The sequence below is a fragment of the Caproicibacterium sp. BJN0003 genome, from assembly GCF_026314295.1.
In the GTDB taxonomy this organism is placed as follows: domain Bacteria; phylum Bacillota; class Clostridia; order Oscillospirales; family Acutalibacteraceae; genus Caproicibacterium.
Map to the genome: position 1 here is coordinate 15,106 of NZ_CP111108.1, position 24,959 is coordinate 40,064.

The following is a 24,959-nucleotide window of genomic DNA, read 5'->3' on the forward strand; positions in this document are numbered from 1 at the left end:
GGTAAAGAAGGGTTGAATTTGGATTCAACAGAAAATCTTATTTTGCGGGGAAGATTTGCACCGACGCCGAGCGGAAGAATGCATTTGGGAAATCTCTTCTGCGCACTTTTAAGTTGGCTTTCCATTCGCTCTAAAAATGGAATTTGGGTGCTTCGGCAGGAAGATTTGGACCCGGAGCGAACTAGCCGAAAATTTGCAGAACAATTGGAAGAGGACCTTTTATGGTTGGGACTTTCTTTTTCTGAAGGTGGAACAAAAGGCGGAAAATATGCACCGTATTTTCAAAGCGAATGCGAAAAAATCTATCGGAGAGTATTTTTAAAGCTGCAGCAAAGCGCAAAAATTTATCCTTGTTTTTGTACGCGCTCACAGCTTCATGGTGCAAACGCCCCCCATCTTTCAGATGGACGTGTCGTTTATGATGGTCGCTGTAAAACGCTTTCACCGGAAGAAATTGATCAAAAAATGAAAAAACATTCACCAGCTTATCGAATTGAAGTGCCGGATGAAGAAATTTCGTTTGAAGACGGCTGCCTTGGAGAATGCCGCGAGAATCTTGCGCGAGAGTTTGGCGACTTTGTTGTACGGCGTTCTGATGGCGGTTTTGCTTATCAGCTTGCGGTTGTTGTGGATGATATCCGCATGAAAGTGACGGAGATCGTGCGGGGGCAGGATCTTCTTTCTTCCACTGCACCGCAGATCTACCTTTATCGGCTTTTAAAAGCACCTGTGCCGCGCTTTTATCATATTCCGGTGTTACTTTCCCCAGACGGAGAACGCCTCTCTAAAAGAGATCATGATGTAAGTCTCGAAACGCTGCGCAAAAAATATACCGCCCCAGAGATTCTGGGACGGCTTGCATATCTGGCAGGTCAGTTAAAAGAGCCGAAAGCAATCTCTGCAGAAGAATTGGCGGCACATTTTGACTGGAGTCGTGTTCCGCGGGAAAATTTAAGAATTCCGGCGGGACTTTTCTAATTTTGGAAAAAGGAAGATAAAATTCATGATGACGATTTTTAAATCCGGAAATCCGGAAGCTTTGGAGCCTTATATTGGAGAAGAGCTGCAGAAAAGAATTCATTCTGCAAGGCATATTTGTGCGTTGCTTCCGGACAACGCCTATTATCTTACCTTTTTCTGGCGCGATATAAAAAATTGCAAAAAGAACGAAGAAAGGCAGCATTTTTATTGCAGCCAAGAAAGATTGATCTATTTAGGGGAAAGTGTTCGGTGTATTTCAATTTTAAAAGAAATGCCGCAGGAATGGGACCCCTTTTATCAGCTTTCGGAATTTTTTTTCCAGTTAACCGCCGATGATTTGGACACGCTCCAACGTTTTGAAAATTCTATCAGTGAACTGGAAACAGGGCTTTTGGAAACACAGAAACCCGTAGAAGGAGCGGTTTCCCGCATTGTCGAAATGCGCAGGGAACTTTTAAAGATAAAAAGATATTATGAGCAACTGCAAACTATCATTGACCGTCTGGCGGAAAATGAAAATGGGATTATCCCGAAAGAAAGCAGCCATCGTTTTGATGTTTTAAGTAAAAGAATAGAAACCCTCAAAAAGTTTGTGCTGGATCTGCGTGAGCTTTTGACTCAGACAAGAGAAGCATATCAGTCAAAAATTGATATCGAGCAGAACCAGATCATGAAAGTATTCACGGTTCTAACAGCGGTATTTCTCCCACTGACGTTGATTGTCGGCTGGTTCGGAATGAATGTGAAGATGCCGGAATATAGTTGGACTTATGGGTATCCGTATGTGATTGTTCTGAGTATCGTGGTTTGTGGAATTTGCGGATGGATTTTCAAGAAGAAAAAATGGTTCTAAAAAATCAGATTCTGCGAATTAAAGACCACATTCCCATCATCAGTTCATGCGGAATGAATTTTGCAGTGATTCGGTGCAGAAAACAGACCGGCCCGGGAGTAGAGACCGCAAAACCAAGCTTTGCATCCTGAAATGCCCATTTGACGACGGTCTTTTCCTTGGAGGCAAGCGGAAAACTGTGAATATAGGAGCTGTTCTGCGTTTTCTTTGCAGTATCGATAAATTCGGTATCCTTTACCCAATAAGGGCAGATAGCTGTCACAGAGATTCTGCGGGAGAAAAGCTCAACACGCAGGGCACGGCTGTAACGATATAAAAAAGCTTTGCTGGCAGCATAGACATTGAGATAAGGAAACGGCTGAAACGCCGCAGTGGAACAAATCTCAAGGATATGGCTGCCTTTTTTCATAAATGGAAGAACGCCCTGCGTCATCGAGACGGCAGCACGGCAATTAAGATCGATCATTGTTTCACAGTCTTCGAGAGAAAGTTCACGATAGCTTCCGATTTTTCCCATGCCGGCGGCGTTGATCAAAAATTCTACCTCGGGATTTTCCTTTTTTAAAAGGGCAGTGACTTTTCGAATGGATTCCTTCTCTGTTAGATCGAGAGGCAAAATCCGCAGGGGTGTGCTGCAGCCGATCTGCAGTTCCCGCAAACGATTTTCCCGCCGGGCAATCACCCAGATTTCGTTTAAACATTCTTTTCTGTCTAAGATTTTTACAAATTCTTTTCCGAGCCCGCTGGAGGCTCCTGTAACGATTGCAATTTTCAAAGAACCCCACCCCTTTTTAACGATAATCGAATTATAGCACAAACAAGAAAATGAAAAAAGGAAAGCCTGCAGAAATTTTCTGCAGACTTTCTGTTTTTATTTATTTTATAATCAAATTAAGCGTTGACGACGGAGCGGATATAAGAATCTACTTTTTCGGGAGCAATCTCAAGAGAATAAGAAATTTCTTCCCGAATCAACTTTTCGGCAGATTTTAAAACGGTCTCGTCTGTAGAAGAAATCTTTTTTCCATCTTTCTGAAGGTTTTGTTTCCGCAGGAAGATACACCGCACCATGCAGATCAGCTTTTGGGGAATACATTCACGGATAATTTTAGAAAAACAGGCATTTCGCTCATTTTTGTCTTCAATCCAGTCTATCTTTTCACCGGTCGCTCCGGTCAAAATATCTTCAATTTCCTGTTTCTTAATAATCGGGCGAATCTTTTTGGTCAGATCTTCATTTTTAATTGGAAGAAAGATCTTTGAAGAATGATCGACCGGATTCAGAATATAGTAGGACTGTGCCGGAGAGGAAGATGAATACCGAAGCTTTTCAATCCCCTCGATTAAACAAACACCGTTATTCCCATAAACGACAGGATCCCCTTTTTGAAATTGCTGCATGAAATAATCTATCTCCTTTAATGAATCAGTGGCAAATGTTATTTTGCACGAAAAATAAATTCCTATATATACATTATAACGGATCTCAACGAATTTCTCAAAGGACAAATTGAACAAATTTATCCTTTTTTAAATAATAATTTCTAAAACAGAAAAAACAGTCATTTAAAAATGACTGTTTTCTCTGTTTTGATTTTATTTTTTAAGGAGGAAAAAAGAAAATCGCAGTTTTATCTGACTTCGTCCCGCAGCGCTGCAGCTTCTTTTGCAAGTCGTTCGATCTCTTCAAAATTTCCGGCTTTTAAGAGATCGCTCGGAACAATCCATGTTCCACCACAGGCTAATACGTTTTTCTGGGACAGATAGTCTTTCACATTATTAGGCTTTACGCCGCCTGTCGGCATAAAGCGCATAGAAGCATAGGGACCGGAGAGTGCTTTGAGCATTGCTACTCCGCCTACAACTTCCGATGGGAATAATTTTACAAGATCTAATCCTTCGCGCATACAGGCTTCTACTTCGGAAGGAGTGGCACACCCCGGAATTACCGGAATGTTTTTTTCTTTGCACCAGCGAACGGTTTCAAGATTTGTGCCCGGGCTGATGATCACTTTTGCGCCGGCGTCCACCGCCTGCCGTGCAAGGGAGGGAGTTAGGACGGTTCCGGCACAAAGGAACAGATCGGGAACTTCTTTAGAGATCGCACGGATAGACGCTTCGGCGGCTTCGCTGCGAAAAGTGATCTCTGCGGCGGGGAGTCCACCGTTTTTGAGCGCTTTAGCGAGCGGGACTGCATGAGCCGCCGTATCAATTTTAACAACGGGGACGATTCCCACCTTTTGCAGAGTTTCATAAATATTCATTTGGGAATAATCTCCTTTCAGAAGCTTTTCGGTTGATTTTCTGTCATAAAACGGCTGAGTTCTTCCCGAGTGGGAAGTCCTTCGTTGTCACTGACGTTCATGATTTGAATTACACCAATGGCATTGCCACGCAGAATGGCTTTTTCGAGGGGAAGTCCCTCTAAAACAGCACTGATGACGCCGGCTGCAAAACCATCTCCTGCGCCGACTGTATCCACAATCTTTTTAGGGATATAGGCCGGAACATGGAGCTTTTGCTCTTTTGTAATTGCCCATGCTCCATCTGAGCCAGTCTTGACAATTACTGTTTTTGCACCGTTTTGAAGATAAAAATCTCCAATTTTGGCGGGGTCATCACTGCCGCAAAGTATTTTTCCTTCATTCTCTCCCGGCATCACATAGTCTGCCATCGAGGCGAGATGATTGATGCTTTGTACCATTGTTTCACGGTCTTTCCATAACTGCTCACGCAGATTCGGATCGAAAAAGATCGGGATGCCGGCTTCCTTTGCTTTTTTCATTAAGCAAAGTGTCGTCTGATGAGCAGATTCCGAGATCGCCGGAAGGATGCCGGTCAGATGAATTGCGTCCCACTTTTTTAAGTCGAGCCCTTTTACGTCATCGGGACAGATCGTGGAAGCCGCTGAGTTTTTGCGGTAATAATAAATATCCGGATCACCATGGACGGTCTTGCTTTTGAGCATAAATCCGGTAGCATGATCGTCCGAAGTTACTGTCAGAGAGGTATCAATACCATTCTGATTCATAACTTTGATAATCTGGCGACCAAAGGGATCACGGCCGAGTTTTGTAAGATAACCAACGGTATGCCCTAATCTGGTAAGACCTACGGCTACGTTAAATTCCGCACCGGCGACCGATGTGGAAAAATGCCTGACATCTTCAAGGAGCGCTTCTTCCTCGGCGATAAAGAGCCCCATTGGCTCCCCAGAAGTCAGAATTTTTTTGTTCATTCGATGAAAACACCTCACAAGCAGAATCTCAAAAATGAAATGACTGCTTTAATATTGCAGGAAATCGCTTCGTTCTTTTTATCAGAAAAATTATCGCATATCTGGAATCGCAATATCATCCATATCATCGAACGCTTTGTTTTCGCCGCCCATTGCCCAAATAAAGGTATAATTAGAGGTTCCACAGCCAGCGTGAATCGACCATGCGGGAGAGATCACAGCATCATAATTCTGCATGACGATATGGCGGGTTTCCTGCGGCTGTCCCATCATGTGAAAAACGACGTTGTCTTTTGGAATGTTAAAGTAGGTATAAACCTCCATGCGGCGCTCATGAGTATGGGCGGGCATGGTGTTCCAGACGCTGCCGGGCGCTAACTGGGTAAGACCCATGGAAAGCTGACAGGTTTCCAGAACATCCGGATGAATAAACTGATTGATGACGCGCTTGTTTGCAGTTTCTTCACTGCCGCAGGGGCGCTTGTTTGCTTGGTCAAAAGAAATAAAAGTTGTTTTGCAGGGTTTATGTGCCGGAGCGGAAACCAGATAAAATCTTGCGGGATCTTTCGGATCAGCGCTCTGGAAGGTGACTTCTTTTGTTCCCATGGTAATGTAGAGGCAGTCCTCAAATCCCATGGGATAGCTTTTGCCGTCGGCAGTGATCGAGCCTTTACCGCCCAAATTAAAGACACCGGCTTCACGGCGCTCCAGAAAATAATGGGTGCCGAAATTTTTCCAAATATCGATGCCCTGATCAATGGAGACTTTCTGATTGACAGGGTAGATCCCGAGGACGACCATGCGGTCAACATGGGAATAAGTAGCGGTAACCTGATCTGGAACATAAAGATTTTGAATCAAAAATTCATTCCGCAGCTCGTCGGTTGTATAGCGTTTGACGTCGCGCGGATTTGTGCTGTAACGAATATCCATCATAAATAACCTCCTTGATCCATTATTTTCTGCGAACAAGGTGGAAGGCAAATCCGGCAATATCCTCTGCAAAATAGATGGTATTGAGTTTGCCGTCGGGGCCGTAGTTCGCGGAGCTTTCGTTAAATTTGATGCCCTTTTCTTCGAGATACTTGCGCGCTTTTTCCGGGTCATCCGTGCGGATCGCGATGTGTCCAAGCTTCCCGAGGAAGGGGGACTTCATCACTTCAAACTGCTCGTTAACAAAGATAGAGCCGTCTGTTTCCCTTGTGGGAAATCCAAAAAGAGCGTTTAAAAGAGCAGCTGTTTTTTTGGCTTCTTCGGCATTTCCCTGATTGATGCCGATATGTGCCATTTCGAAATTGAAATCTTTCGCTTCCATTTAAAGTCCTCCTTATTTTGCCAAATAGCCGCCGTCCAGCGGAATCACGGCGCCGCTTATATAATTGGAGGCGTCGCTTGCTAAAAATACCGCAAGGCCCTTCATATCTTCAGGGGTGCCCCAGCGACCGGCTGGAATTCGGGCCAAAATTTCAGTATTGCGGCCATTGTCATTAATGAGGGCAGTATTCATCTCGGTTGCCATATAACCGGGAGCAATGGCATTCACCTGAATATTTTTGCCTGCCCATTCATTGGAGAGTGCTTTTGTCAGCTGAGCAACAGCACCCTTGCTGGCAGCGTAGGCCGGGACGGTAAATCCACCGAAGAAACTCAGCATGGAAGCCATGTTAATAATTTTTCCGCTGCCTTGTTTGAGCATTTCACGTCCTGAGAGCTGACAGAGCACAAAAACAGCGTTCAAGTTCACATTAATAACGGTATCCCAATCTTCCAGGGTAAAGTCTTCACAGTGATTTCTGCGCTGAACACCGGCGTCGTTTAAAAGAATATCAATTTTACCGCCAAGCATTTTTAATGCTTCCTGAAACATAGCGGGAATTTTGTCGCGCTCCCCTAAATCTGCACGGATTCCTGCAACGTCAAGCCCTTTTGCACGCAGTTCTTCGGCAGTTTTCAAAACACCTGCGGAAGAACCGACAATTACGACTTTTGCGCCTGCTTCGGCAAGACCTTCTGCCATGCCGCGGCCCAATCCCCTGGTACCACCGGTAACCAGAGCGGTTTTTCCGCTCAAATCAAACATATTTTTCATAATAGCCTCCACTTAGTCAAAACAAAACATTACTTTAATCGCGCCGCTGCCCTTAGTGGTAACAAGGTCAAATCCTTTTTGTGCCTCGCTTACCGGAAGAACATGAGTGATGATTTTTTCAAACCCGGGATCTTCCGCTACAATCTTTGCTGCAATAGCAAAATCTTTTTTGCGGTAAACCCTTGTGAACTGAATGTTTGTCTCTTTAAACATGCCTTTAATAAGCGGCAAAGTGGCAGGCTTTGCGTAAGCGGCAATAATCAAAATGGTGCCGCGTACCTTTACTGCATCAAGAAGGAGACTTGCAACCGGCTGCACGCCTGCACAGTCGATTACCCAGTCAAAACCGTTTCCATCGGTGCGGTCTTTACAGTAAGCTTCCATATCTTTCGGAAGCTTTGTGGGATCGACCACTTCAAATCCCATGGAACGGGCGTACTCAGCACGCAGAGAATCGGTCTCCATCATCAGAATGGAAGAGGCACCGAAAACGCGCAGGGTCATCGCAGTAGCAAGACCGATGGTGCCGCAGCCAAAGACGAGAGCGTTATCTCCGGGGCGGAAATCGCGTTCCCGCAAAGCATGAACACAGACAGCGACCGGCTCCACAAAAGCGCCCATCTTATTGGAGACTTTATCGGAAAGAGGAATGATACTTTCTTTCGGAGCTTCTACGTATTCGGCGAAACCGCCGTCACAGTCGATCCCAACAAGTCCCAGCGTGTTGCAGACGTGCATATTGCCGGTTTTGCAGGGTTCACATTTGCCACAGGAAAGCAGCGGATAAACGGTGACCCGTGTTCCTTTTTTGATTCCGGGTACGTCGTCGCTTTCGAGCGTGCCGGAAAATTCGTGACCCATAATCAGCGGTGCTTTTGCACGGGGATGGGTGCCGTGATAAATATTTTGATCGGTGCCGCAGATTCCTGCATGCGAAACTTTTATAAGTGCCCAACCTTCGCGGGGCTGAGGTTTTGGTACATCTCGGACACTAATGGTATTGGCCCCTTCATAAACGATTGCTTTCATTTTAGAACGTGTACTCCTTTCAGAGAGAGATACTTAAATGTGATTGATTGGATAACGAACCGGCTCTCCGTTTAAGAAGCGAACGGCCTCTTCGGCACATTTGCGTTTAAGCTCCAGAGCAGCCTCTTCTGAATACCAAGCCATATGGGGAGTAATGATCAGATTCGGATGTTTAAAGAGCGGGCTATTGTGATCGAGTGGTTCTTTATTGACAACGTCGATTCCGGCGCCTGAGAGCTTTTTGGAAGTGAGCGCTTCGTCCAACGCATCTTCATCCACAAGCCCTCCGCGGGAAACATTGATAAAATAGGAACCATCTTTCATTTTCGCAAATGCTTCTTTGTTCATCATATGGTGATTTCCAGCATTTAACGAGCAGTGCATCGAGATGACATCAGACTGTTTTAAGAGTTCATCAAGAGAAGCACAGTAGGTAATATCCTGCGGAAAATGACGGCTGGGGCTCTTATAATCAGGGTCAAATGCAATGATCTTGCAGCCCAGAGCTTTTACTCGTTTGGCAAATTCAGAGCCGATCCGGCCGGTGCCGACGATGCCAACTGTTAACGTTGAGAGACGGTGAACCGGAATGGACTCTGCATAATTCCAGGCACCCTCCTTAGTACGGTTGCCGAGAAGCCATGCTTTGCGCACACAGGCGAGCATCAAAGTCAATGCGTGGTCGGCGACCTCGTTCATACCGTAATCCGGCACGTTGCAGATTTGAACACCGTATTTGTCGGCATCTTCCAAATTGACATTATCGACGCCAACGCCGTAACGCACAATCATTTTCAGCGACGGAACGCCTTTAAAAACTTTTTCGTTCATCGGTGCATATTGGTTTAAAAAACATACGGCACCCTGACATTCTTTAATCACTTCGTCTTCGGTGTGGCAGTGCAGCCATTTAAAACCGCAGCCTGCCTTATCAAAAACGGATTTTTCCATATCGATATTGTTGTGATCACAGTCACAAATGATAATTTTAGGATTTTGTTCCATGATACTGTTCCTTTCCAAAAAGAGATTACGCGATCAGACCAAGTGCAGAGGGGATTGTCAGAGATAATCCCGGAATGAAGGTGACCATCATCAGCGTGATCACCACGACCGCGAAGAACGGCAGCAGCAGACGGATAACCTGTTCGATCTTGACATTGCCGATCTTGCAGCCTGCGAATAGGATTGCACCGACCGGAGGAGTGATCGTGCCGACACAAAGGTTCATAACCATCATCAGTCCGAAATGAACGACACTCATGCCCCAGCCCTGTACGATTGGGAGGAAGATCGGGGTAAAGATCAGGACTGCCGGGGTCGGATCCATGAAAGTACCGACAATCAGAAGGATGAAGTTCATGATAAGCAGAATGACGACCGGATTGTTGCTGATTCCTAAAAGTCCATGTGCGATCATCTGCGGAATCTTGGTGAAGGACATAACCCATGACATAATGGAGGAAACGCAGACCAAAAATTCTACGATTGCGGTAGTTTTAACAGAATCAAGCAGAATTTTGGGAAGATCACGAATTTTCAGGTTACGATAGATAAAGCTCAGAATTAAAGAATAGACAACGGCGATTGCAGAACCTTCGGTTGCGGTGAATACACCGCCGAGGATACCGCCGATGACGATAACAATCAGAAGCAAACTTGGGATGCCCTGCCAGAGAGTTTTGAGAACTTCTTTAACATTGTAACGTTCCGTATCGATATAACCGCGCTTTTTGGCCATAAATCCGGTAAGAACCATACAAGCAACGCCCCAGAGAATACCAGGAATATAACCTGCCATAAAGAGGGCAGCGATGGAAACGGAACCGGCAACTGTGGAATAAACGATCATGATATTGCTTGGAGGGATCATCATGCCCGTAGGGCCGGAAGCAATGTTAACGGCTGCGGAGAATTCTTTGGAATAGCCTTCTTTTTCTTCCATTGGGCCGAGAATAGAGCCCATAGCGGAAGCAGCAGCAACGCCGGAACCTGAAATTGCGCCGAAGAGCATATTTGCGACGATGTTTGTCTGTGCAAGGCTGCCGGGCAGACGATGCGCAATTAACTTTGCACAGCCGATTAGTCGCTTGGCGATACCGCCGTTATTCATGATATTGCCCGCTAAGACAAAGAATGGAATGGCGAGCAAAGAGAATGAATTGGCGCCGGTAAACATTCGCTGTGAAGCGGTAATCATTGCCTTATCAAAAGGAAGAATCACCATGATGGCAGCGGCGGAACTAATTCCGATGGAAAGACCAATCGGGAAGCCGAGACAAAGGGTGATAACAATGCCGACGACCATAATCAATGCGGCAAGTGTAGCGCTGTTCATGTATCAGATTCCCCCTTTCCTGTGGTTGGAGCCGGCTTTGCGGCAACTTTTTGATGATATTCGACAACTGCGAGGCAGATGTTATAGACTGCATAAAACAGCATTACAAAGCCGCAGATCGGAATTGCTATGTAAATGATTCCCATGGGGATTTGCAAAGAAGCATCTACTGTGGTCATTTGTTTGAGTGCGCCCTGATAACCGCCGACAATCATAATGCCCCAAGAGAAAATGAGCAAAACAAGATTGGTAAGAATCTCGACGACTAGATAAGGCGTCGGGGATAATTTGTCTTTGATTACCGTGATGTTCAGATGCTCACGCAGACCAAAAACATAGGCACTGCCGAACATGATCATCCAAACGAAAAGGTACTGTGCGAGTCCTTCGGAAATAGCACTCGGCTTGTTGAAAAAGTAGCGTGTGATTACCTGATAGGTAACAAGGATCGTCATAATGGCAAGAATGATAATGTTGCACCATTCCATAATCTTGTCAATGACCCTTTTTACCGCTGTAAAAGCATGCATTGATGTAGAACCTCCTGTTCTCTTTTCCCTCTTTAGCAGAAGAGACCCGCAGGAGCCTGCGGGCCTCTTTTGACATTCTCAAAAGGGTTATTTCAGCTTCTGAATTTCTTGATAGATAGATTTTGTCATATCACTGCGGTTGGAAACACTGTCGATCAGGGGCTTCATAGCATCCTGGAAAGGTTTAATATCAACGGTGGTGATGGTGACACCGAGTTCATTCTTGCACTTTGTGAGATACTCATCGCGGAGTTTCGCAGAAAGGTTGAACATCGTATCAACGGATTCGTTAGCAACTTTCTTCAGAGCCTTTGCATCATCTTCGGACATGCCCTTAAAGAGGCTGGAGCTGATAATCAGTTCATCAGGGATCATCAGATGATTTGTCTCGGAGAAAAAGGGAGCAACTTCGTATTGTTTCAAATCAACATAAGTAATGATATTGTTCTCAGCGCCGTCCAGAGTACCTGCCTGAATTGCAGAGTAAACATCGCCCTGGCTCATCGGGGTTCCTACGCCGCCCATGTATTTGAGCATCTGAACCATGGTATCGGACTGCATAACACGAATCTTTTTACCGGAGAGATCAGCTGGGGTTTTTACCGGAGCACTCTTTGTGTAGATGCAGCGAGCTCCAAGGCTATAAGCTGCAAGAACATCAAATCCTGCACTCTCAGTTGTTGCATACAAATCATCAAGTGCGCCAGACTGGAACAGTTTCTTCTGATGATCGATAGAATCGAACATGTAAGGGCAGCCGATAACCGCAAAGTCAGGGTTTACATTTTCTACCATGGAGTTTGCGACAATTGCCATATCGATTGCACCATTTTCGACTAGTTCCAAAGAATCCTTCTGGCTGCCGAGCAGTTCATTCGGATAAACTTCAATGGAATAACGGCCATCAGTTGCATCATAAAGCTTATCGCTCATCTCAACAACAGTCTTAGCCTCCGGGTTATCAGCTGACTGATTGAAAGAACACTTGAGGACGGTTTTTCCGACCTTCGTGCCGGTCGCAGCGCCGGAAGCACTGGATGAAGTAGCAGCCGCTTTGGAAGCGGTACCGGAAGCTGCTGCAGAAGAACTGCTGGAGCTTCCGCCGCAGCCTGCAAGACTAAATGTCATGCCTGCTGCCAACGCAAGAGCAAGGATCGATTTTCTTTTGAACATTCTGTATTCCTCCCATAAATAAATGATTTATGCTGACTGGTACGTTACCAGTAAACAACCATTAAAAAACCACTATGGAACCGGTTCCATAAAATTTAAAAAAAAATCAAAATAAAAATTTTTTGATTTTTTTAAGAAGAAACAGTGGAACCGCGGATTTCAAGTTTATTGGGAAGCTCTTCATAAACCGGGTCTTTGGGACCTTTCCCAGCAATACGCTCGAGAAGAAGCTGAGCGGCGTGTTCTCCAACCAATCTGGAATCCTGGGTAATTGTGGTGATCCCAGGTGGAATCAAATCGGCCCAGCCCCAATTATCAAATCCGCAGACGCCAAAATTGGCACCAATCGAAATTTTCAAAGTCTGTACAGCGTTAAGAACGCGCAAAAGCGTTACACCGTTTACTGCAAAGAGCGCAATTCGTTCTTTTGGATATTTGTTGCAAAACTGCTGAACCTTCTCGGTACAGTCTGCTTCTTTTTCCAAAGAGAAAGTATAAGTGTTTTCCTCACCGGAATATCCAAATACTTCATGGAGCGCATCACAAAATCCTTGATAACGGAGAATTCGAGGGGCAATCATTCCGTTGCCTGGAGTAAAAAAGGCAACTTGCTCATAACCTAGCTGTTTTAAATAAGAAATGCAGTTATATGTAATGTGGTAATTCTCTGTCGCAACGGTATCAATGATACCGGGTGCCGAAAGGCATCGATCAGCGAGAACGAGAGGAACTTTTTGTCGTTTTAATTCCAAAAGATAGGGATCATTTTGTCCGGTGGTGTTGATAATTAACCCATCCACCTGATTTTCCAAAAGATTTTGAATCGCACAGCGTTCGTTTTCCGGATCATCGCCGCTGTCTACAAGGAGCAGCTGATAGCCAACTTGCGTGCAGACACTGTTGATTCCTTTTACTAGAATAGAAGAAAAGGGGCTGCTGATATCACTGACGAGACAACCCAGCATTTTGCTATTGCGGGATTTTAAGCTTTGGGCAATTCGATTTGGACGGTAATTGAGTTCTTGAATCACCTTTGCAATCCGAACTCTGGTTTCGTCAGATAAAGCATCGTACCGACCGTTAAGATAGCGGGAGACAGTCGTCTTAGAAACGCCTGCCAGCGAAGCAACATGATCAATGGTAACTTTTTTTCCGTCCGTTGTCACATTTGCTTCCTTCTTTCTACTCCCCCGTACTTTCAAATTCATCATATATTGATGAAACCGGTTTGTCAATATATTTTATGCAAATTGACTCAAAATCGTCAATTGAGCAAGATATTAATAAAAATATTGTGCAGTTTTAACACTGAGCTCTTACATCAAGGGGGATAAGTTGTCCTACCAATTAAAGAAGCATAAAAAGACTCTGACCAAAATTGTCAGAGTTTAGGGGGTTGGCTCGTTTGGAAATAGATATTGACGATTTGTCGCTAGATGTAAAATCATAGCATAACGGGCACCGTAAGGGTCGTGGCGAGAAATTGCGTTTACCAGCGCTCGATGGTACCGAATCGTATCGCCTTTGAGACTGTTTTTTGTTAAATCGATGTTTAGAGTTGCTGACGAATGAATCACCGGGACCAATGTACTGACTACTTGATTATGGCTGGCCTGGGCAATTCGCCGATGAAATTCCACGTCGGCCTGCTGATATGGTTCTTCTTTTTCGATCAGTTCCTGTACCGTATCGCATTGCTGTTCAATTATCCGCAGTTCCCGGGCTGTGGCACGGATTGCCGCAAGTTCAGCAATGTCTGGTTCCAACATCAGACGGACATCTAAAAGATCCAAAGCGAGCTGCTGATCGTGTTTTAAAAAAGTAAGCCCGAGAGGATCACTTGAGACTCCCTGCCGGGGTGAGATAAATGTACCGGATCCTTGCCGAACGACTAAAACGTTTTGGGAGATCAGCGCTTTTACCGCCTCACGAACAGTGCCGCGGCCAACGTTAAGTCTACGGCAAAGCTCTGATTCGGTTGGCAGACGGTCGCCAGGTTTCATATCATTTTTTAGAATCATATCAATGATTTGTTTTTGCACAGCCGCACTAAGCGGTGGGGTTCCCTGTTTCAATCATTTTCCTTCTTTCGATGATGACTTTCAGATTATTTTTTCCACAGTCAGTATGGAGGTCGGTCGAAAAATATGCAGTAAAGGTTTTAGGTCCTTATCTTTTAATCTAGCTCGGTTTTCCATCATGATGCAGCAGTCCATCCAAAACAGATAGAGACATTTTTCAAAAGGGGTACAGAGAAATGCCGGCGTAAATTCAGCAGGAATCAGATAAAAAGAAAGTTTACGCTTTTTAAAGCCATGAAAAGAACTTTCTATCCGTTTATTTCCATAGATTACCTGCAGCGGCGGTGGGAATCCGGGAAGAGAGCATACAAAGATTTCGGTTCCGTTTTCAGGGATAGACGGCTCTGCGGCAGTGGAATTATAATGAAACGGAGAATCATGGAAGGAAAGCTCTCCAGAAAGGCCGCGGGTGAGATCTTTTGAGATAAAAACCCGCCGCTCTTTTCCAAGGGAGTCTTGTCGGAACCAATCAAGAAGTTTTTCCTGGTCAAAATGAAAAATAATGTTTCCACCATGAAAACTGCATGAAACCGGAAAAATTGTCTCCGCATTTTCTGGAAGAATATTTTTTTCACTGCGGACATTTGTGCGCAGAACTCGGTGCCATTTATTGCGGAATTCTTCTGCAAAGCTGCAGCGCTGCATCCATTTTGAAGAAAAAAGTTCCGTTGCCGATTGGAATGCATCTTCATAATTTTGCTGGATTTCCATTTTTATCTCCTCGTTTTTATAACTTGTATAATAGGATAATGTATCACAACTTTCAAAAAATTTCTACATGTTTACTGAAATTTCAAGGATAAAATCATTTTTTTCCTAAAATGATAATACATTCCATAAAAATGAATTCGATTAAAATCCCAACAAAATCATGTTTTTGGGAAGATGCTCTTCCTTGCTTTTCTTCTGAAAAATCATTATAATGAAACTATTCTCCATATGAATATGAATTTTAAAGGAGAGACTTTCTATGACAAAATCACCACGACAGATTCGCATCGCATCGGTTGTCTTTGAAGCTGTTTTTTTGGTCTTTCTTTTTGTACCAGCTGCTTTTGAAAAAAACAATGCACTGACAACGCCGGAAATTGCAGTCTATGCTTTGGCAAATCGTTTTTTTGAGTGCGATTTTTTTCTGTTTGTTGCATTTACGATTCCAGTTGTAATTTGGCTGATTTTATTTTTAGTGAAACCTTTGCGCAAGGCATTTGGAGTCTGTGTATTTTTATCTGCTTTTCAGGGGATTTTTATGGCCTGCTTTTTTAGCTCTATTCGGCTGATCATTCCACAAGTAAATTGGATTCAGTATGTGCTTTCTTATCTGCCGATTGCTTGTATGATTCTGCTGATTTTAGGCTTTTTACTGTCATGGGAGGGAAAGCCCGTTGACAAAAAACAAATTTGAGCCGTATAATGAATACTTAAAGGAAGAAGCCTTTATAGCGAAAATTGACAGATCATTCGAATAATTTATTTTGTCTTTAATAATGTATTTGTCTTCGTAGCTCAGCTGGATAGAGCGACCGCCTCCTAAGCGGTAGGCCAGCGGTTCAAATCCGCTCGAGGACGCCAAAAACAAAGCCGCAAGCCTTGATGATTCAAAGTTTGCGGCTTTGTTAGCTTTATTTTCATGTTTTATAAAAGCCATAAACGGTTCCTATAGCGATGGGATATGTTTTAAAAATTTATTAGCAATTGGGAGGAATCGATGGGATTTCTATATCTGAATTATTTAGAAGTTTGGTAAATTCATCGACCGGCATAGGTTTTGCATAATAGTATCCCTGCGCATAGTTGCATCCGAGTTTACATAAAAAGTCAGCTTGCTCTTTGCTTTCAACACCCTCCGCAACGACCTGTAAATTAATCCATTTTGCAAGACTGATAATAAATTCCAAAATATTATGTTTGTTTTTTTGTAATGCTCCTTTTTTGATGGAGTTCATAAAGCGCATATCCAGTTTTAAAATATCAATCGGAAGCTCAGAGAGCATGTTTAAAGAAGAATATCCGGTTCCGAAATCGTCCATTTCAATTAAAAATCCAATTTTTTTGAGCTCATTGACAACGCTTATTAATTGTCCAGCATTTTCTGTATAAGCAGTTTCTGTAATTTCAAGATGGAGTTGACTCGGTTGAAGTTCATGTCTTTTAACGATGTTCCAGATAATTTCCGGAAGGTTTTCTTGATAAATGTCTTTTCGGGAAACATTTACGGAAACCTGAATATGCGGTAAGCCTTTTTGATTCCAGCTTTCCAAAATTTCGCAGGTGTGGTTCCAGACATATTCGTCTAGTTCCGTAATAAACCCGGTATGCTCAAAAAGCGGAATGAATTCACCTGGATTCAGTGCGCCAAGTTTTGGGTGGGTCCAGCGCACAAGAGCTTCTGCACCAACAATTTTTTCATTGGTCAGATCGTATTTTGGTTGCAGAAAGACTTGAAATCGATTCTTTTCTAAGGATGATTTCATTTCATCTATAATCTGCTGTTCCCGAACAAGACGTTGGCGAATAGAGTCATCATAGTAAGCGTAGGATTTTTCATAATGTCCCTTTACACTTTCAGCTGCCAAGAGAGCACGGTCACACATAATCGGAACAGGAGTTTGTAGATTCTTTATTAAGTACACCCCAAATTTCAGAGAAATCTTCATGTTCAAGGGAAATTGATTTAATTCTTTTTGAGCTGCGTCAATAAATGAATGCATATTTTCGTCATCTGCGCATTTTGGAACTAAAATCATAAAGTGATCTTCACTGTGGCGTGCGCAGATTCCGTGAAGTTGAAGGGAATCATGCTGTAAAATTTTTGCAATATACTGCAAAAGCTCATCACCTGTAGCAGAACCAAAGCTATCATTTACCAATTTAAAACGTTCAATGTCAGTAGCAACCAAAGTAAAAGGTGTTGTTGGATTGGAGCCTAAAATTTCTGTCGCATGACGATAAAAAGCGTCTTTGGTATAAATACCGGTGAGCGTATCGCGTTCAATATGCCCAATACAAAGATTGGATTGATATAATTCAATCAAATTGGAAAGTCTGCGGCGCAAGATTTTTGGGTTATAAGGGGTGGAAATAAAATCTCTTGCCCCCATTTGCAGTGCTTTTATTTCACTATCCTCTTTGTTGTCCTGGGAAATCACAATCACCGGAATAGCGGCCATTTCTGGATTTTTGGACATTTCTTTTAAGACATCATAGCCATTCATAATCGGCATAATCGGGTCCAAAAGAACGGCAGAGATGGTTCCTTTTTGTGAACGTAGAGTAGCAAGAGCGGATCTGCCATTCTCTGCTTCTATAATCTCGTAAAAATCAGAAAGAAACCTGCTTAGAATTTTTCGATTAATTTTTTGATTGTCTACAATCAGAATTTTCAATTTTGGTTTCATTAGTTCTCTCCCATTTTTCATTCTGCCATTCGTGTAAAAGCAGAAAAATTTCTCCCTACATAGAAATCTTAGCCGTTCAATCTTATCAGCATAAAATACAAATTCTTAATTTTTGATAGGAGATTTTTATGAAAAAATAATTGCCTAATTGCATTATAATTCAACTTATAAAACGAATCAATCTTTTAGAAAACGTTTAACAGAGATAACTTTATAATTTGTATTTTAATTTTTATAAGCCAAGATTTACCCTTTTAAATTCCATATTTAGTATACTACTTTCTTTATTACGATTACAATATAATACCATTAAATGGAATTTTAAAAAATATTGTAAAATCGCACAACATTATATTAGATTACGTTAACTTAAGATTGCATAGTCCTAAAATTGTAAAAGCAAGACTTAATTTTGAAAAAATTCCATTGACTTTTCAATTAGCATATGCTAATATAGCATTTAGTTAGCGAATGCTAACAACGGACAACAGAAAGGGAGCGGTAAAAATGCCATTAACGCTTGCGAACATTGGAGAACGAAACACGATCAAACGAATTGGAGGAAAACCCGAGGTCAAAAAGCATTTGGAAAATTTGGGATTTGTGGTTGGAGGAAATGTGACGGTTATCACCACGATGGGTGGCAACGTGATTGTCAATGTGAAAGAAGCAAGAATTGCAATCAGCCAGGAAATGGCACAGAAGGTCATGGTTTAAAGAGCAGCAGTCTATTTACTGAAAGGAAGGGATAGCAAAAATGAAAACATTGAGAGAAGCAAAGGTCGGAGATACCGTTACGGTAGTAAAACTTCATGGAGAAGGTGCAATTAAGCGGCGCATTATGGATATGGGGATTACCAAAGGGCAGCAGATTCATATCCGCAAAGTTGCACCGCTTGGAGACCCAATAGAGGTCACTGTGCGAAACTATGAACTCTCTCTTCGAAAAGCAGATATCGGAATGATTGAAGTCGAATAAATCAAATGACCAGAAAGGGGAACGCCCCTATTTTTTTAGAACAGTTAATTAGCATATGCTAATTATGAAAGAGAGGAATATGGACATGACATTGAGAATTGCCTTAGCGGGAAACCCAAACTGTGGCAAAACAACATTATTCAATGGGTTGACCGGTTCTAATCAGTTCGTCGGCAACTGGCCGGGAGTAACGGTTGAAAAAAAAGAAGGAAAATTAAAAAAGCACGAAGATGTGATCATCACTGATTTGCCGGGAATTTATTCGCTTTCTCCTTATACGTTGGAAGAAGTGGTTGCGCGTAACTATTTGGTAGGAGAAAGGCCGAATGCAATTTTAAATATTATTGATGGGACCAATTTGGAACGGAACCTTTATCTGACCACGCAGCTTGTTGAATTAGGGATTCCGGTTGTAGTGGCTATTAATATGACGGATCTGGTAAAAAAGAACGGGGACAAAATCAATTTACAGGAACTTTCGAGAGAACTTGGCTGTAAAATCGTTGAGATCTCCGCTTTAAAAGGAACGGGTATCATGGAAGCCGCAGAAGCAGCGATTTATGCGGCAAAGAATTCAAAAACAATTCCGATGCATACTTTTTCGGGAGCGGTAGAACATGCGCTGGCCCATATTGAAGAGGCTGCTTTAAATAGTGTTCCGGCAGAACAGCAAAGATGGTATGCAATTAAGATTTTTGAGCGCGATGATAAAGTGCTTGCACAGCTAAAATTAGGAAAAGAAGTTTTGGATCATATTGAACAGGACATTAAGGCCGCAGAAGAAGAATGCGATGACGATGCCGAAAGTATTATCACGAACGAACGCTATTTGTACATCGCATCGATTCTAAAAGGCTGCTATCATAAGAAGAGCGCAGGAAAGCTTTCAATTTCCGATAAAATTGATAAGGTCGTTACGAACCGTTTTGCGGCACTGCCAATTTTTGCAGTTGTAATGTTCCTTGTTTATTTTGTCTCTATTACAACGATCGGCGGCTGGGCAAATGATTGGGTAAATAATGGTGTCTTTGGAGACGGCTGGCATCTATTTGGAGTGGGAACTTCCTCTTATGAAGAAGCAAAGGATGTTTATCAGGAACCGGGTGCCATCAAAGAAGCTTTTGAAGCTGCCGCGGAAGATGCAGGTAAGGACCCACAAGAAGCAGTTGACTTGACAACGACCGCGTATATTCGCAATGAGGATGATGGAAGTATTGATCAGGAAATTCCGGTAAATTATGATACCTATATGGCAGCTGCAGATAAAGAAGAGCCGGATCCGGCCAACTATGGCATTTGGGTACCGGGACTTCCTTCGCTAATCAAGAGCGGATTGGACAGCGTGAATTGTGCGGATTGGCTGGAAGGACTGATCCTGAACGGAATTGTGGCTGGCGTTGGAGCGGTCTTGGGATTCGTTCCGCAGATGCTGGTTTTGTTTTTCTTCCTTGCTTTTCTGGAAGCTTGCGGATATATGTCCAGAATTGCGTTTGTAATGGACCGGATTTTCCGTAGATTTGGCCTTTCTGGAAAGTCATTTATTCCAATGCTGATTGGTACAGGCTGTGGTGTCCCGGGAATTATGGCCTCCCGTACGATCGAAAATGAAAGAGACCGCAGAATGACGATCATGACGACGACATTCATTCCATGCAGCGCAAAATTGCCGATTATTGCTTTGATTGCAGGTGCACTGTTTAATGGAGCGCCTTGGGTAGCACCGAGTGCGTATTTTGTTGGAATCTTTGCCATCATTCTTTCTGGCATTATGCTGAAAAAGACGAAAATGTTTTCCGGAGATCCGGCTCCATTTGTTATGGAACTGCCAGCCTATCACTGGCCGACTGTTTCTAATTTGCTCCATTCCATGTGGGAGCGTGCCTCTTCCTTTATTAGAAAAGCCGGTACCGTGATCTTGTTGGCAACTATTTTAGTTTGGTTCACTTCAAACTTTGGTTGGGTGGATGGTTCTTTTGGAATGGTTGAGGAAGCCGACAGCATGCTTGCGGCGTTTGGCTCTGTAATCTGTGTAATCTTTGCACCGCTTGGTTGGGGCAACTGGCAGGCAACCGTTGCAACATTGACCGGACTAATGGCGAAAGAAAATGTGGTTGGAACCATGGGCGTTTTGTTTGGAGGATTTGACGAAGTTGCAGAAAACGGCTGGCAAATTTGGAACAATATGCAGTCTACCTTTACTTCGCTTTCTGCCTATTCGTTCTTAGTCTTTAATCTTCTTTGTGCCCCATGCTTTGCAGCAATGGGTGCTATTAAGCGCGAAATGAATAGCACAAAATGGACCTTTTTTGCAATTGGATATCAATGTGTATTCGCCTATGCAGTTTCACTTTGCATCTATCAGCTTGGGATGCTTTTCTCGGGAGCCGGAAATTTAGTTGGCTCCGTTGCGGCGTTTGCGATTGTGGCGCTTTTCCTTTATATGTTGATTCGTCCCTATCAGGAATCTAATACACTACGACAGCCCAATGTACGGGTACACACGTAAAATTAAAAAAGGCAGGAGGAATTTAAAATGTTTGAGTGGTTTGTAAGCAATTTGGCAACCATCGTGATTTTGATAGCTCTGGTATTAGTTGTAGCAGCGATCGTTTTTAAGATGATCAAAGATCACAAAAGAGGGAAATCCTCCTGTGGCTGTGGTTGTGCTAACTGTCCGATGAGCAGAGAATGTCACCGCAAGACGACAGAAAAATAAAAAGTACAGAGCAAATCCTCCAATAAAAGGCGCAAAATTTTCAAAAGTCATAAAAAATGCTAAAATACGATTTAATTTGTAAATCATAATTTCAAATTAAAACAGTAAATAAATATAAAATTGGAATTTGTGATTTTAACTTTTACAGGAATCGTCAGAAGAAAATACAATGCCTAAAGAATTGATCATTCAATACTGCTCCCGTTTATTTTAAAAATGAAAGCATAGAATACTCATGTAAATGGCTGAAAACAAGAGAAAATCAAAGAAAGTACGAAACTAAATAAAAAAATCCGAGAAATTGGCTTGACTTTCTGAAACTGCTGTGTTACTATCATACATGCAATTCCTCTGCGCAGGATTTTTTGCGCGCTTTTTTACTTAATTTAAAAGAGCAAGAAGCAGCCCCGCTGGGGCGGGGCGATTGTAAATATAATTTCTGAACTGGAGGTTCTGTTATGTCCACTTATATGCCGAAGGCAGAGGCTGTCGAGCGCAAGTGGTATGTGATTGATGCAGCGGGAAAACCCCTTGGCCGTGTTGCTTCACAGGCAGCTCTTTTGCTGCGTGGAAAGCATAAGACGACTTTTGCTCCCCATGTAGACTGCGGTGATCACGTAATCATCGTCAACTGCGCAAAAGCAGTGCTCACCGGAAATAAACTTGAGCAGAAACATTATTATCATCATACCGGCTATATCGGCCATCTGAAAGATGTCAAATATGACACCATGATGCGGGAAGAACCCTGCAAAGCCATGGAGTTGGCCGTTAAGGGAATGCTGCCGAAGAATACCATCGGTCGTACTTCCATCAACCGTCTTCGTCTATTCGAAGGGGAACAGCACGGACATATTGCCCAGCAGCCAACTGCATGGGAATTTTAAGGGAGGAGGACTGAACTATGTACGAGAAAGCACCTTATTTTTATGGTACCGGTCGCCGCAAGAGCAGCGTTGCCCGAGTTCGTTTGTATAAGGGCACCGGAAAGGTCACAATTAATGATCGCAGTATTGATGATTACTTTGGCCTTGATACACTGAAGGTCATTGTTCGCCAGCCTCTCGCGCTGACAGAACTCAATGATAAATTTGATATCGTCTGCCGTGTTGCCGGCGGCGGTGTTTCCGGACAGGCCGGGGCAATTCGCCACGGCGTTGCCCGCGCATTGCTCCAGTATGAGGATGGAAGCCTTCGTTCTGCTTTGAAAAAGGCCGGTTTCCTGACTCGTGATCCGAGAATGAAAGAACGTAAGAAGTACGGCCTCAAAGCTGCACGTCGTGCTCCGCAGTTCTCAAAGAGATAAATTGCATCTTTCAACGCTGTTTTACAGTGCAAAAAAATCCTTCCGAATATTTTCGGAAGGATTTTTTATTTTCCCTTTTTTCGCCATGTTATTCGAAAAGTTAGGATTAAAATGGGGCTGTAATAAATTTAGACACAGATATTGTGAATAAAATCGTCAGCGTTTTTTCAAAAATGAAATTTGTTTATTAGAAGTAAAAATCAAGAAAATCCGCTGAAAAACAGAAAAAAGCGTCAAATCAAATCACCCTTTTAAAGGCAAAAGTAAAAAATCTCATCTCGAAAATTATGGAAGAATAAAGTCCAAAATTAAAATAAAAACAGCAATAGTCGGAAAATCACCCACAATCAACAGACTTTTTTTGATTTACTGCGATAACTCTATTATTTTTTTTACATTATATATGTTTAAATACATATATATAATTACTTCTTAAAAAATGAAGTTTAAAAGGGAAAAAATAGGAGGACAAATTGTAAAGGGATTGACTGTTTCCAAAAAATGTAAGAAAAAATTTTTAGAATTTGGTGACAAGGGATATGCCATTACAATTCTAGGAATAGTGGACAACCCCTATTTTGGCGGTATAGAGTGTGGAGGTTATACTTTGATGTAAAGCGATTTGCTTTACACTTGATTAGAAAGGACCTTCTGTATTAGAAAGGTCTTCCCTTTTACTTGTAAAAATGATAAATGGAAGAACAAGTAAAAAGCGGGGACCCAAACGTAATTTCCCCTCCACATCAGCCACTAAAATCACAAAAAATTGGGATTGAAATGATTATGTTAACTTTATTACAAAATGGTTACAAGCAAATTCTTACATAATGCACAGAAAGTAAATCCAACAAATCCCATTTTAACCACTTTTCTCGAAAAAAAAGGAGCCCTTTCGACTGGAAACGGGGGGGAGCCTTTGTACATAATGCTCAAATTCAGAACTTTTTGAAATTTGACAATGAGCATTTTTATTCGTATCATGAGACCCATAAACCTGTTGAGCAGTTGGTAAGTTATCAGAAAAGGGTGATTAAGATAATGCTGAAACCAATCAAGATGATTGCTGCGCTGAGTGCGGCACTAGTAATATCGGGAACGGCGATGACCGGTACGGTATTTGCGACAACTCACAATGCGGTCGTTACTGTGAATGGCAAAAGCACAACCCTCCGAATGCTGCAAAACGGAGAGACTCAGTCCATTCTACAGATGGCCGGTGTAGAACTTGCCCCAATGGATCGTGTGGATCGCGAGACGAATACAAATGGTGACATTCTTTTGAATGTAACAACCGGGCGGGCTGTGAGTGTGCAGGACGGAAATAAATTTTCTTCTTTGGTGGTTAACGATGGAACTACGGTAGAAGAAGTTTTGAATCAGTTGGGAGCGGATCCGATTGGCGAGTCCGATACGGTCACTCCTGGATTGCAAGAAAAAGTTCAGGATGATATGCAGATCACCGTTGAAAGACGACAGCATGTTTCAGTTTCGGTTGACGGTGAGACAAAAGATATTTTGGTTTTAAAAAATGAAACCGCGGTACAGGCGCTTCGTGAAGCGGGCATCAATCTTGGAAAAGATGATGAGTTGAATTTACCTTCCAATAAGCCTCTCGAAGAAAATGCACAAGTTGTTATAAACCGGATTACATATCAGGAAACCACCGAGACCAGAGCACTGGACTTTACGACCTCGGAACAAGAGGACGCAAGTTTAGCCAAAGGAACCAGACAGGTTCAAACGGCTGGTCAGAAAGGCGAAGCCTCTGTAGTGGTTCGTACCAAGTATGTAAATGGACAACAGGATTCTCAACAGGAATTGTCCTCTACCGTGACTAAACAGCCAGTTAATGAAGTGGTCCTTGTAGGAACAAAAGTGCAGGCTTCTCAGCCGACACAAAACGCTTCTTATTCCGGAAACTCAGGAGGCAATACCATTGCGGGTCTCTCTTATTCAAGAGTGATCAGTGGCGTATGTACGGCTTATACAAACGATGGAATATGCAGCACCGGAGTTCCGACCATGGTTGGACGGGTTGCAGTTAATCCGGCAGTGATTCCTTATGGCACGCGGATGTATATTACTTCTGCAGACGGCAGCTATGTTTACGGCTATGCAGTGGCCGCCGATACCGGTGGATTTGTTTCTAACGGAAGCGGTGTTATGATTGACCTTTATATGAATACCATGGGTGAATGCACTAGCTTTGGCCGCAGATCAATGAATATCTATTTTCTCAATTAAATCA

General features: G+C 42.9%; 26 protein-coding genes and 1 tRNA gene. 11 read left to right on the forward strand and 16 right to left on the reverse strand.

Annotated features, from left to right (window positions below):
- Positions 1-18 precede the first annotated feature (18 nt).
- Together gluQRS and OP489_RS00090 are read left to right on the forward strand one after the other, a co-directional pair.
- A complete protein-coding gene (gene gluQRS, locus OP489_RS00085) occupies positions 19-978 on the forward strand; it encodes a tRNA glutamyl-Q(34) synthetase GluQRS (protein ID WP_266162323.1) in 960 nt (319 codons plus the stop codon).
- 25 nt (positions 979-1,003) lie between these two features.
- A complete protein-coding gene (locus OP489_RS00090) occupies positions 1,004-1,834 on the forward strand; it encodes a CorA family divalent cation transporter (protein ID WP_266162325.1) in 831 nt (276 codons plus the stop codon).
- A gap of 4 nt (positions 1,835-1,838) precedes the next feature.
- On the opposite strand, the gene OP489_RS00095 is transcribed toward OP489_RS00090, so the two are convergent.
- From OP489_RS00095 to OP489_RS00165, 15 genes are all read right to left on the reverse strand, one after another.
- Complete coding sequence (locus tag OP489_RS00095) at positions 1,839-2,609, reverse strand: SDR family NAD(P)-dependent oxidoreductase (RefSeq protein ID WP_266162327.1); 771 nt, start codon at positions 2,607-2,609, stop codon at positions 1,839-1,841.
- Positions 2,610-2,725: 116 nt separating this feature from the next.
- The gene (locus OP489_RS00100; RefSeq protein ID WP_266162329.1) at positions 2,726-3,235 is read right to left on the reverse strand and encodes a CarD family transcriptional regulator; all 510 of its coding nucleotides are present in this window, start codon (positions 3,233-3,235) and stop codon (positions 2,726-2,728) included.
- 230 nt (positions 3,236-3,465) lie between these two features.
- Positions 3,466-4,098, reverse strand: a complete 633-nt coding sequence (locus OP489_RS00105) for a bifunctional 4-hydroxy-2-oxoglutarate aldolase/2-dehydro-3-deoxy-phosphogluconate aldolase (protein WP_266162330.1) — start codon at positions 4,096-4,098, stop codon at positions 3,466-3,468.
- Positions 4,099-4,115: 17 nt separating this feature from the next.
- On the reverse strand, positions 4,116-5,072 hold the full coding sequence (locus OP489_RS00110) for a sugar kinase (RefSeq protein ID WP_266162332.1): 957 nt from the start codon (positions 5,070-5,072) through the stop codon (positions 4,116-4,118).
- A 90-nt stretch (positions 5,073-5,162) separates the two neighbouring features.
- Entirely contained in the window at positions 5,163-6,005 is an 843-nt protein-coding gene (kduI, locus tag OP489_RS00115) for a 5-dehydro-4-deoxy-D-glucuronate isomerase (RefSeq protein WP_266163542.1), read from the reverse strand.
- A 22-nt stretch (positions 6,006-6,027) separates the two neighbouring features.
- Positions 6,028-6,387: a VOC family protein gene (locus tag OP489_RS00120; protein ID WP_266162334.1), complete on the reverse strand. Its 360-nt coding sequence runs from the start codon at positions 6,385-6,387 to the stop codon at positions 6,028-6,030.
- Between the two features lie 12 nt (positions 6,388-6,399).
- Positions 6,400-7,161 (reverse strand): SDR family oxidoreductase, encoded by a 762-nt coding sequence (locus tag OP489_RS00125; RefSeq protein WP_266162336.1) that lies wholly within the window; start codon positions 7,159-7,161, stop codon positions 6,400-6,402.
- A gap of 12 nt (positions 7,162-7,173) precedes the next feature.
- On the reverse strand, positions 7,174-8,190 hold the full coding sequence (locus OP489_RS00130) for a zinc-dependent alcohol dehydrogenase (protein ID WP_266162338.1): 1,017 nt from the start codon (positions 8,188-8,190) through the stop codon (positions 7,174-7,176).
- A 33-nt stretch (positions 8,191-8,223) separates the two neighbouring features.
- Positions 8,224-9,195: a C-terminal binding protein gene (locus OP489_RS00135; RefSeq protein WP_266162340.1), complete on the reverse strand. Its 972-nt coding sequence runs from the start codon at positions 9,193-9,195 to the stop codon at positions 8,224-8,226.
- Between the two features lie 25 nt (positions 9,196-9,220).
- The gene (locus OP489_RS00140) at positions 9,221-10,528 is read right to left on the reverse strand and encodes a TRAP transporter large permease (RefSeq protein ID WP_266162342.1); all 1,308 of its coding nucleotides are present in this window, start codon (positions 10,526-10,528) and stop codon (positions 9,221-9,223) included.
- Positions 10,525-11,058 (reverse strand): TRAP transporter small permease, encoded by a 534-nt coding sequence (locus tag OP489_RS00145; RefSeq protein ID WP_266162344.1) that lies wholly within the window; start codon positions 11,056-11,058, stop codon positions 10,525-10,527. Before OP489_RS00145 ends, OP489_RS00140 begins: the two co-directional genes overlap by 4 nt.
- 87 nt (positions 11,059-11,145) lie before the next feature.
- Positions 11,146-12,231 carry a TRAP transporter substrate-binding protein gene (locus OP489_RS00150; protein ID WP_266162346.1) on the reverse strand — a complete coding sequence of 362 codons (1,086 nt, stop codon included), beginning with the start codon at positions 12,229-12,231 and terminating at the stop codon, positions 11,146-11,148.
- 131 nt (positions 12,232-12,362) lie between these two features.
- The gene (locus tag OP489_RS00155; RefSeq protein ID WP_266162348.1) at positions 12,363-13,397 is read right to left on the reverse strand and encodes a LacI family DNA-binding transcriptional regulator; all 1,035 of its coding nucleotides are present in this window, start codon (positions 13,395-13,397) and stop codon (positions 12,363-12,365) included.
- Between the two features lie 222 nt (positions 13,398-13,619).
- A complete protein-coding gene (locus tag OP489_RS00160; RefSeq protein WP_266162350.1) occupies positions 13,620-14,306 on the reverse strand; it encodes a FadR/GntR family transcriptional regulator in 687 nt (228 codons plus the stop codon).
- Positions 14,307-14,333: 27 nt separating this feature from the next.
- The gene (locus OP489_RS00165; RefSeq protein ID WP_266162352.1) at positions 14,334-15,023 is read right to left on the reverse strand and encodes a hypothetical protein; all 690 of its coding nucleotides are present in this window, start codon (positions 15,021-15,023) and stop codon (positions 14,334-14,336) included.
- A gap of 259 nt (positions 15,024-15,282) precedes the next feature.
- On the opposite strand from OP489_RS00165, the gene OP489_RS00170 reads away from it, so the two are divergent.
- Together OP489_RS00170 and OP489_RS00175 are read left to right on the forward strand one after the other, a co-directional pair.
- Positions 15,283-15,717 (forward strand): hypothetical protein, encoded by a 435-nt coding sequence (locus tag OP489_RS00170; RefSeq protein WP_266162354.1) that lies wholly within the window; start codon positions 15,283-15,285, stop codon positions 15,715-15,717.
- A 90-nt stretch (positions 15,718-15,807) separates the two neighbouring features.
- Positions 15,808-15,884: transfer RNA gene (locus tag OP489_RS00175), tRNA-Arg, on the forward strand.
- Between the two features lie 116 nt (positions 15,885-16,000).
- On the opposite strand, the gene OP489_RS00180 is transcribed toward OP489_RS00175, so the two are convergent.
- Positions 16,001-17,710, reverse strand: coding sequence for an EAL domain-containing response regulator (locus tag OP489_RS00180; RefSeq protein ID WP_266162355.1), 1,710 nt, complete (start codon positions 17,708-17,710; stop codon positions 16,001-16,003).
- Between the two features lie 507 nt (positions 17,711-18,217).
- Here OP489_RS00180 and OP489_RS00185 point away from each other — a divergent pair.
- From OP489_RS00185 to OP489_RS00215, 7 genes are all read left to right on the forward strand, one after another.
- On the forward strand, positions 18,218-18,427 hold the full coding sequence (locus OP489_RS00185) for a FeoA family protein (protein ID WP_266162357.1): 210 nt from the start codon (positions 18,218-18,220) through the stop codon (positions 18,425-18,427).
- Positions 18,428-18,467: 40 nt separating this feature from the next.
- A complete protein-coding gene (locus OP489_RS00190) occupies positions 18,468-18,689 on the forward strand; it encodes a FeoA family protein (RefSeq protein ID WP_266162359.1) in 222 nt (73 codons plus the stop codon).
- Between the two features lie 85 nt (positions 18,690-18,774).
- Entirely contained in the window at positions 18,775-21,195 is a 2,421-nt protein-coding gene (gene feoB, locus OP489_RS00195) for a ferrous iron transport protein B (protein WP_266162361.1), read from the forward strand.
- Between the two features lie 27 nt (positions 21,196-21,222).
- Positions 21,223-21,405: a FeoB-associated Cys-rich membrane protein gene (locus OP489_RS00200; protein WP_266162363.1), complete on the forward strand. Its 183-nt coding sequence runs from the start codon at positions 21,223-21,225 to the stop codon at positions 21,403-21,405.
- A gap of 458 nt (positions 21,406-21,863) precedes the next feature.
- Positions 21,864-22,292, forward strand: coding sequence for a 50S ribosomal protein L13 (gene rplM / locus OP489_RS00205; protein WP_266162365.1), 429 nt, complete (start codon positions 21,864-21,866; stop codon positions 22,290-22,292).
- A gap of 17 nt (positions 22,293-22,309) precedes the next feature.
- Entirely contained in the window at positions 22,310-22,711 is a 402-nt protein-coding gene (rpsI, locus tag OP489_RS00210; RefSeq protein WP_266162367.1) for a 30S ribosomal protein S9, read from the forward strand.
- Positions 22,712-23,749: 1,038 nt separating this feature from the next.
- Entirely contained in the window at positions 23,750-24,955 is a 1,206-nt protein-coding gene (locus OP489_RS00215) for a 3D domain-containing protein (protein WP_266162369.1), read from the forward strand.
- Positions 24,956-24,959: the final 4 nt, after the last annotated feature.

What these genes read in the sequence shown, in the direction of transcription:
- OP489_RS00180 (WP_266162355.1), bottom strand. Translation starts at nt 17,710, where the DNA reads ATGAAACCAAAATTGAAAATTCTGATTGTAGACAATCAAAAAATTAAT.
- OP489_RS00135 (WP_266162340.1), bottom strand. Translation starts at nt 9,195, where the DNA reads ATGGAACAAAATCCTAAAATTATCATTTGTGACTGTGATCACAACAAT.
- OP489_RS00125 (WP_266162336.1), bottom strand. Translation starts at nt 7,161, where the DNA reads ATGAAAAATATGTTTGATTTGAGCGGAAAAACCGCTCTGGTTACCGGT.
- OP489_RS00145 (WP_266162344.1), bottom strand. Translation starts at nt 11,058, where the DNA reads ATGCATGCTTTTACAGCGGTAAAAAGGGTCATTGACAAGATTATGGAA.
- rpsI (WP_266162367.1), top strand. Translation starts at nt 22,310, where the DNA reads ATGTACGAGAAAGCACCTTATTTTTATGGTACCGGTCGCCGCAAGAGC.
- OP489_RS00090 (WP_266162325.1), top strand. Translation starts at nt 1,004, where the DNA reads ATGATGACGATTTTTAAATCCGGAAATCCGGAAGCTTTGGAGCCTTAT.
- OP489_RS00185 (WP_266162357.1), top strand. Translation starts at nt 18,218, where the DNA reads ATGCCATTAACGCTTGCGAACATTGGAGAACGAAACACGATCAAACGA.
- OP489_RS00150 (WP_266162346.1), bottom strand. Translation starts at nt 12,231, where the DNA reads ATGTTCAAAAGAAAATCGATCCTTGCTCTTGCGTTGGCAGCAGGCATG.
- OP489_RS00140 (WP_266162342.1), bottom strand. Translation starts at nt 10,528, where the DNA reads ATGAACAGCGCTACACTTGCCGCATTGATTATGGTCGTCGGCATTGTT.
- OP489_RS00165 (WP_266162352.1), bottom strand. Translation starts at nt 15,023, where the DNA reads ATGGAAATCCAGCAAAATTATGAAGATGCATTCCAATCGGCAACGGAA.
- OP489_RS00200 (WP_266162363.1), top strand. Translation starts at nt 21,223, where the DNA reads ATGTTTGAGTGGTTTGTAAGCAATTTGGCAACCATCGTGATTTTGATA.
- OP489_RS00130 (WP_266162338.1), bottom strand. Translation starts at nt 8,190, where the DNA reads ATGAAAGCAATCGTTTATGAAGGGGCCAATACCATTAGTGTCCGAGAT.
- OP489_RS00215 (WP_266162369.1), top strand. Translation starts at nt 23,750, where the DNA reads ATGCTGAAACCAATCAAGATGATTGCTGCGCTGAGTGCGGCACTAGTA.
- rplM (WP_266162365.1), top strand. Translation starts at nt 21,864, where the DNA reads ATGTCCACTTATATGCCGAAGGCAGAGGCTGTCGAGCGCAAGTGGTAT.
- OP489_RS00170 (WP_266162354.1), top strand. Translation starts at nt 15,283, where the DNA reads ATGACAAAATCACCACGACAGATTCGCATCGCATCGGTTGTCTTTGAA.
- kduI (WP_266163542.1), bottom strand. Translation starts at nt 6,005, where the DNA reads ATGGATATTCGTTACAGCACAAATCCGCGCGACGTCAAACGCTATACA.
- feoB (WP_266162361.1), top strand. Translation starts at nt 18,775, where the DNA reads ATGACATTGAGAATTGCCTTAGCGGGAAACCCAAACTGTGGCAAAACA.
- OP489_RS00110 (WP_266162332.1), bottom strand. Translation starts at nt 5,072, where the DNA reads ATGAACAAAAAAATTCTGACTTCTGGGGAGCCAATGGGGCTCTTTATC.
- OP489_RS00100 (WP_266162329.1), bottom strand. Translation starts at nt 3,235, where the DNA reads ATGCAGCAATTTCAAAAAGGGGATCCTGTCGTTTATGGGAATAACGGT.
- OP489_RS00120 (WP_266162334.1), bottom strand. Translation starts at nt 6,387, where the DNA reads ATGGAAGCGAAAGATTTCAATTTCGAAATGGCACATATCGGCATCAAT.
- OP489_RS00190 (WP_266162359.1), top strand. Translation starts at nt 18,468, where the DNA reads ATGAAAACATTGAGAGAAGCAAAGGTCGGAGATACCGTTACGGTAGTA.
- OP489_RS00105 (WP_266162330.1), bottom strand. Translation starts at nt 4,098, where the DNA reads ATGAATATTTATGAAACTCTGCAAAAGGTGGGAATCGTCCCCGTTGTT.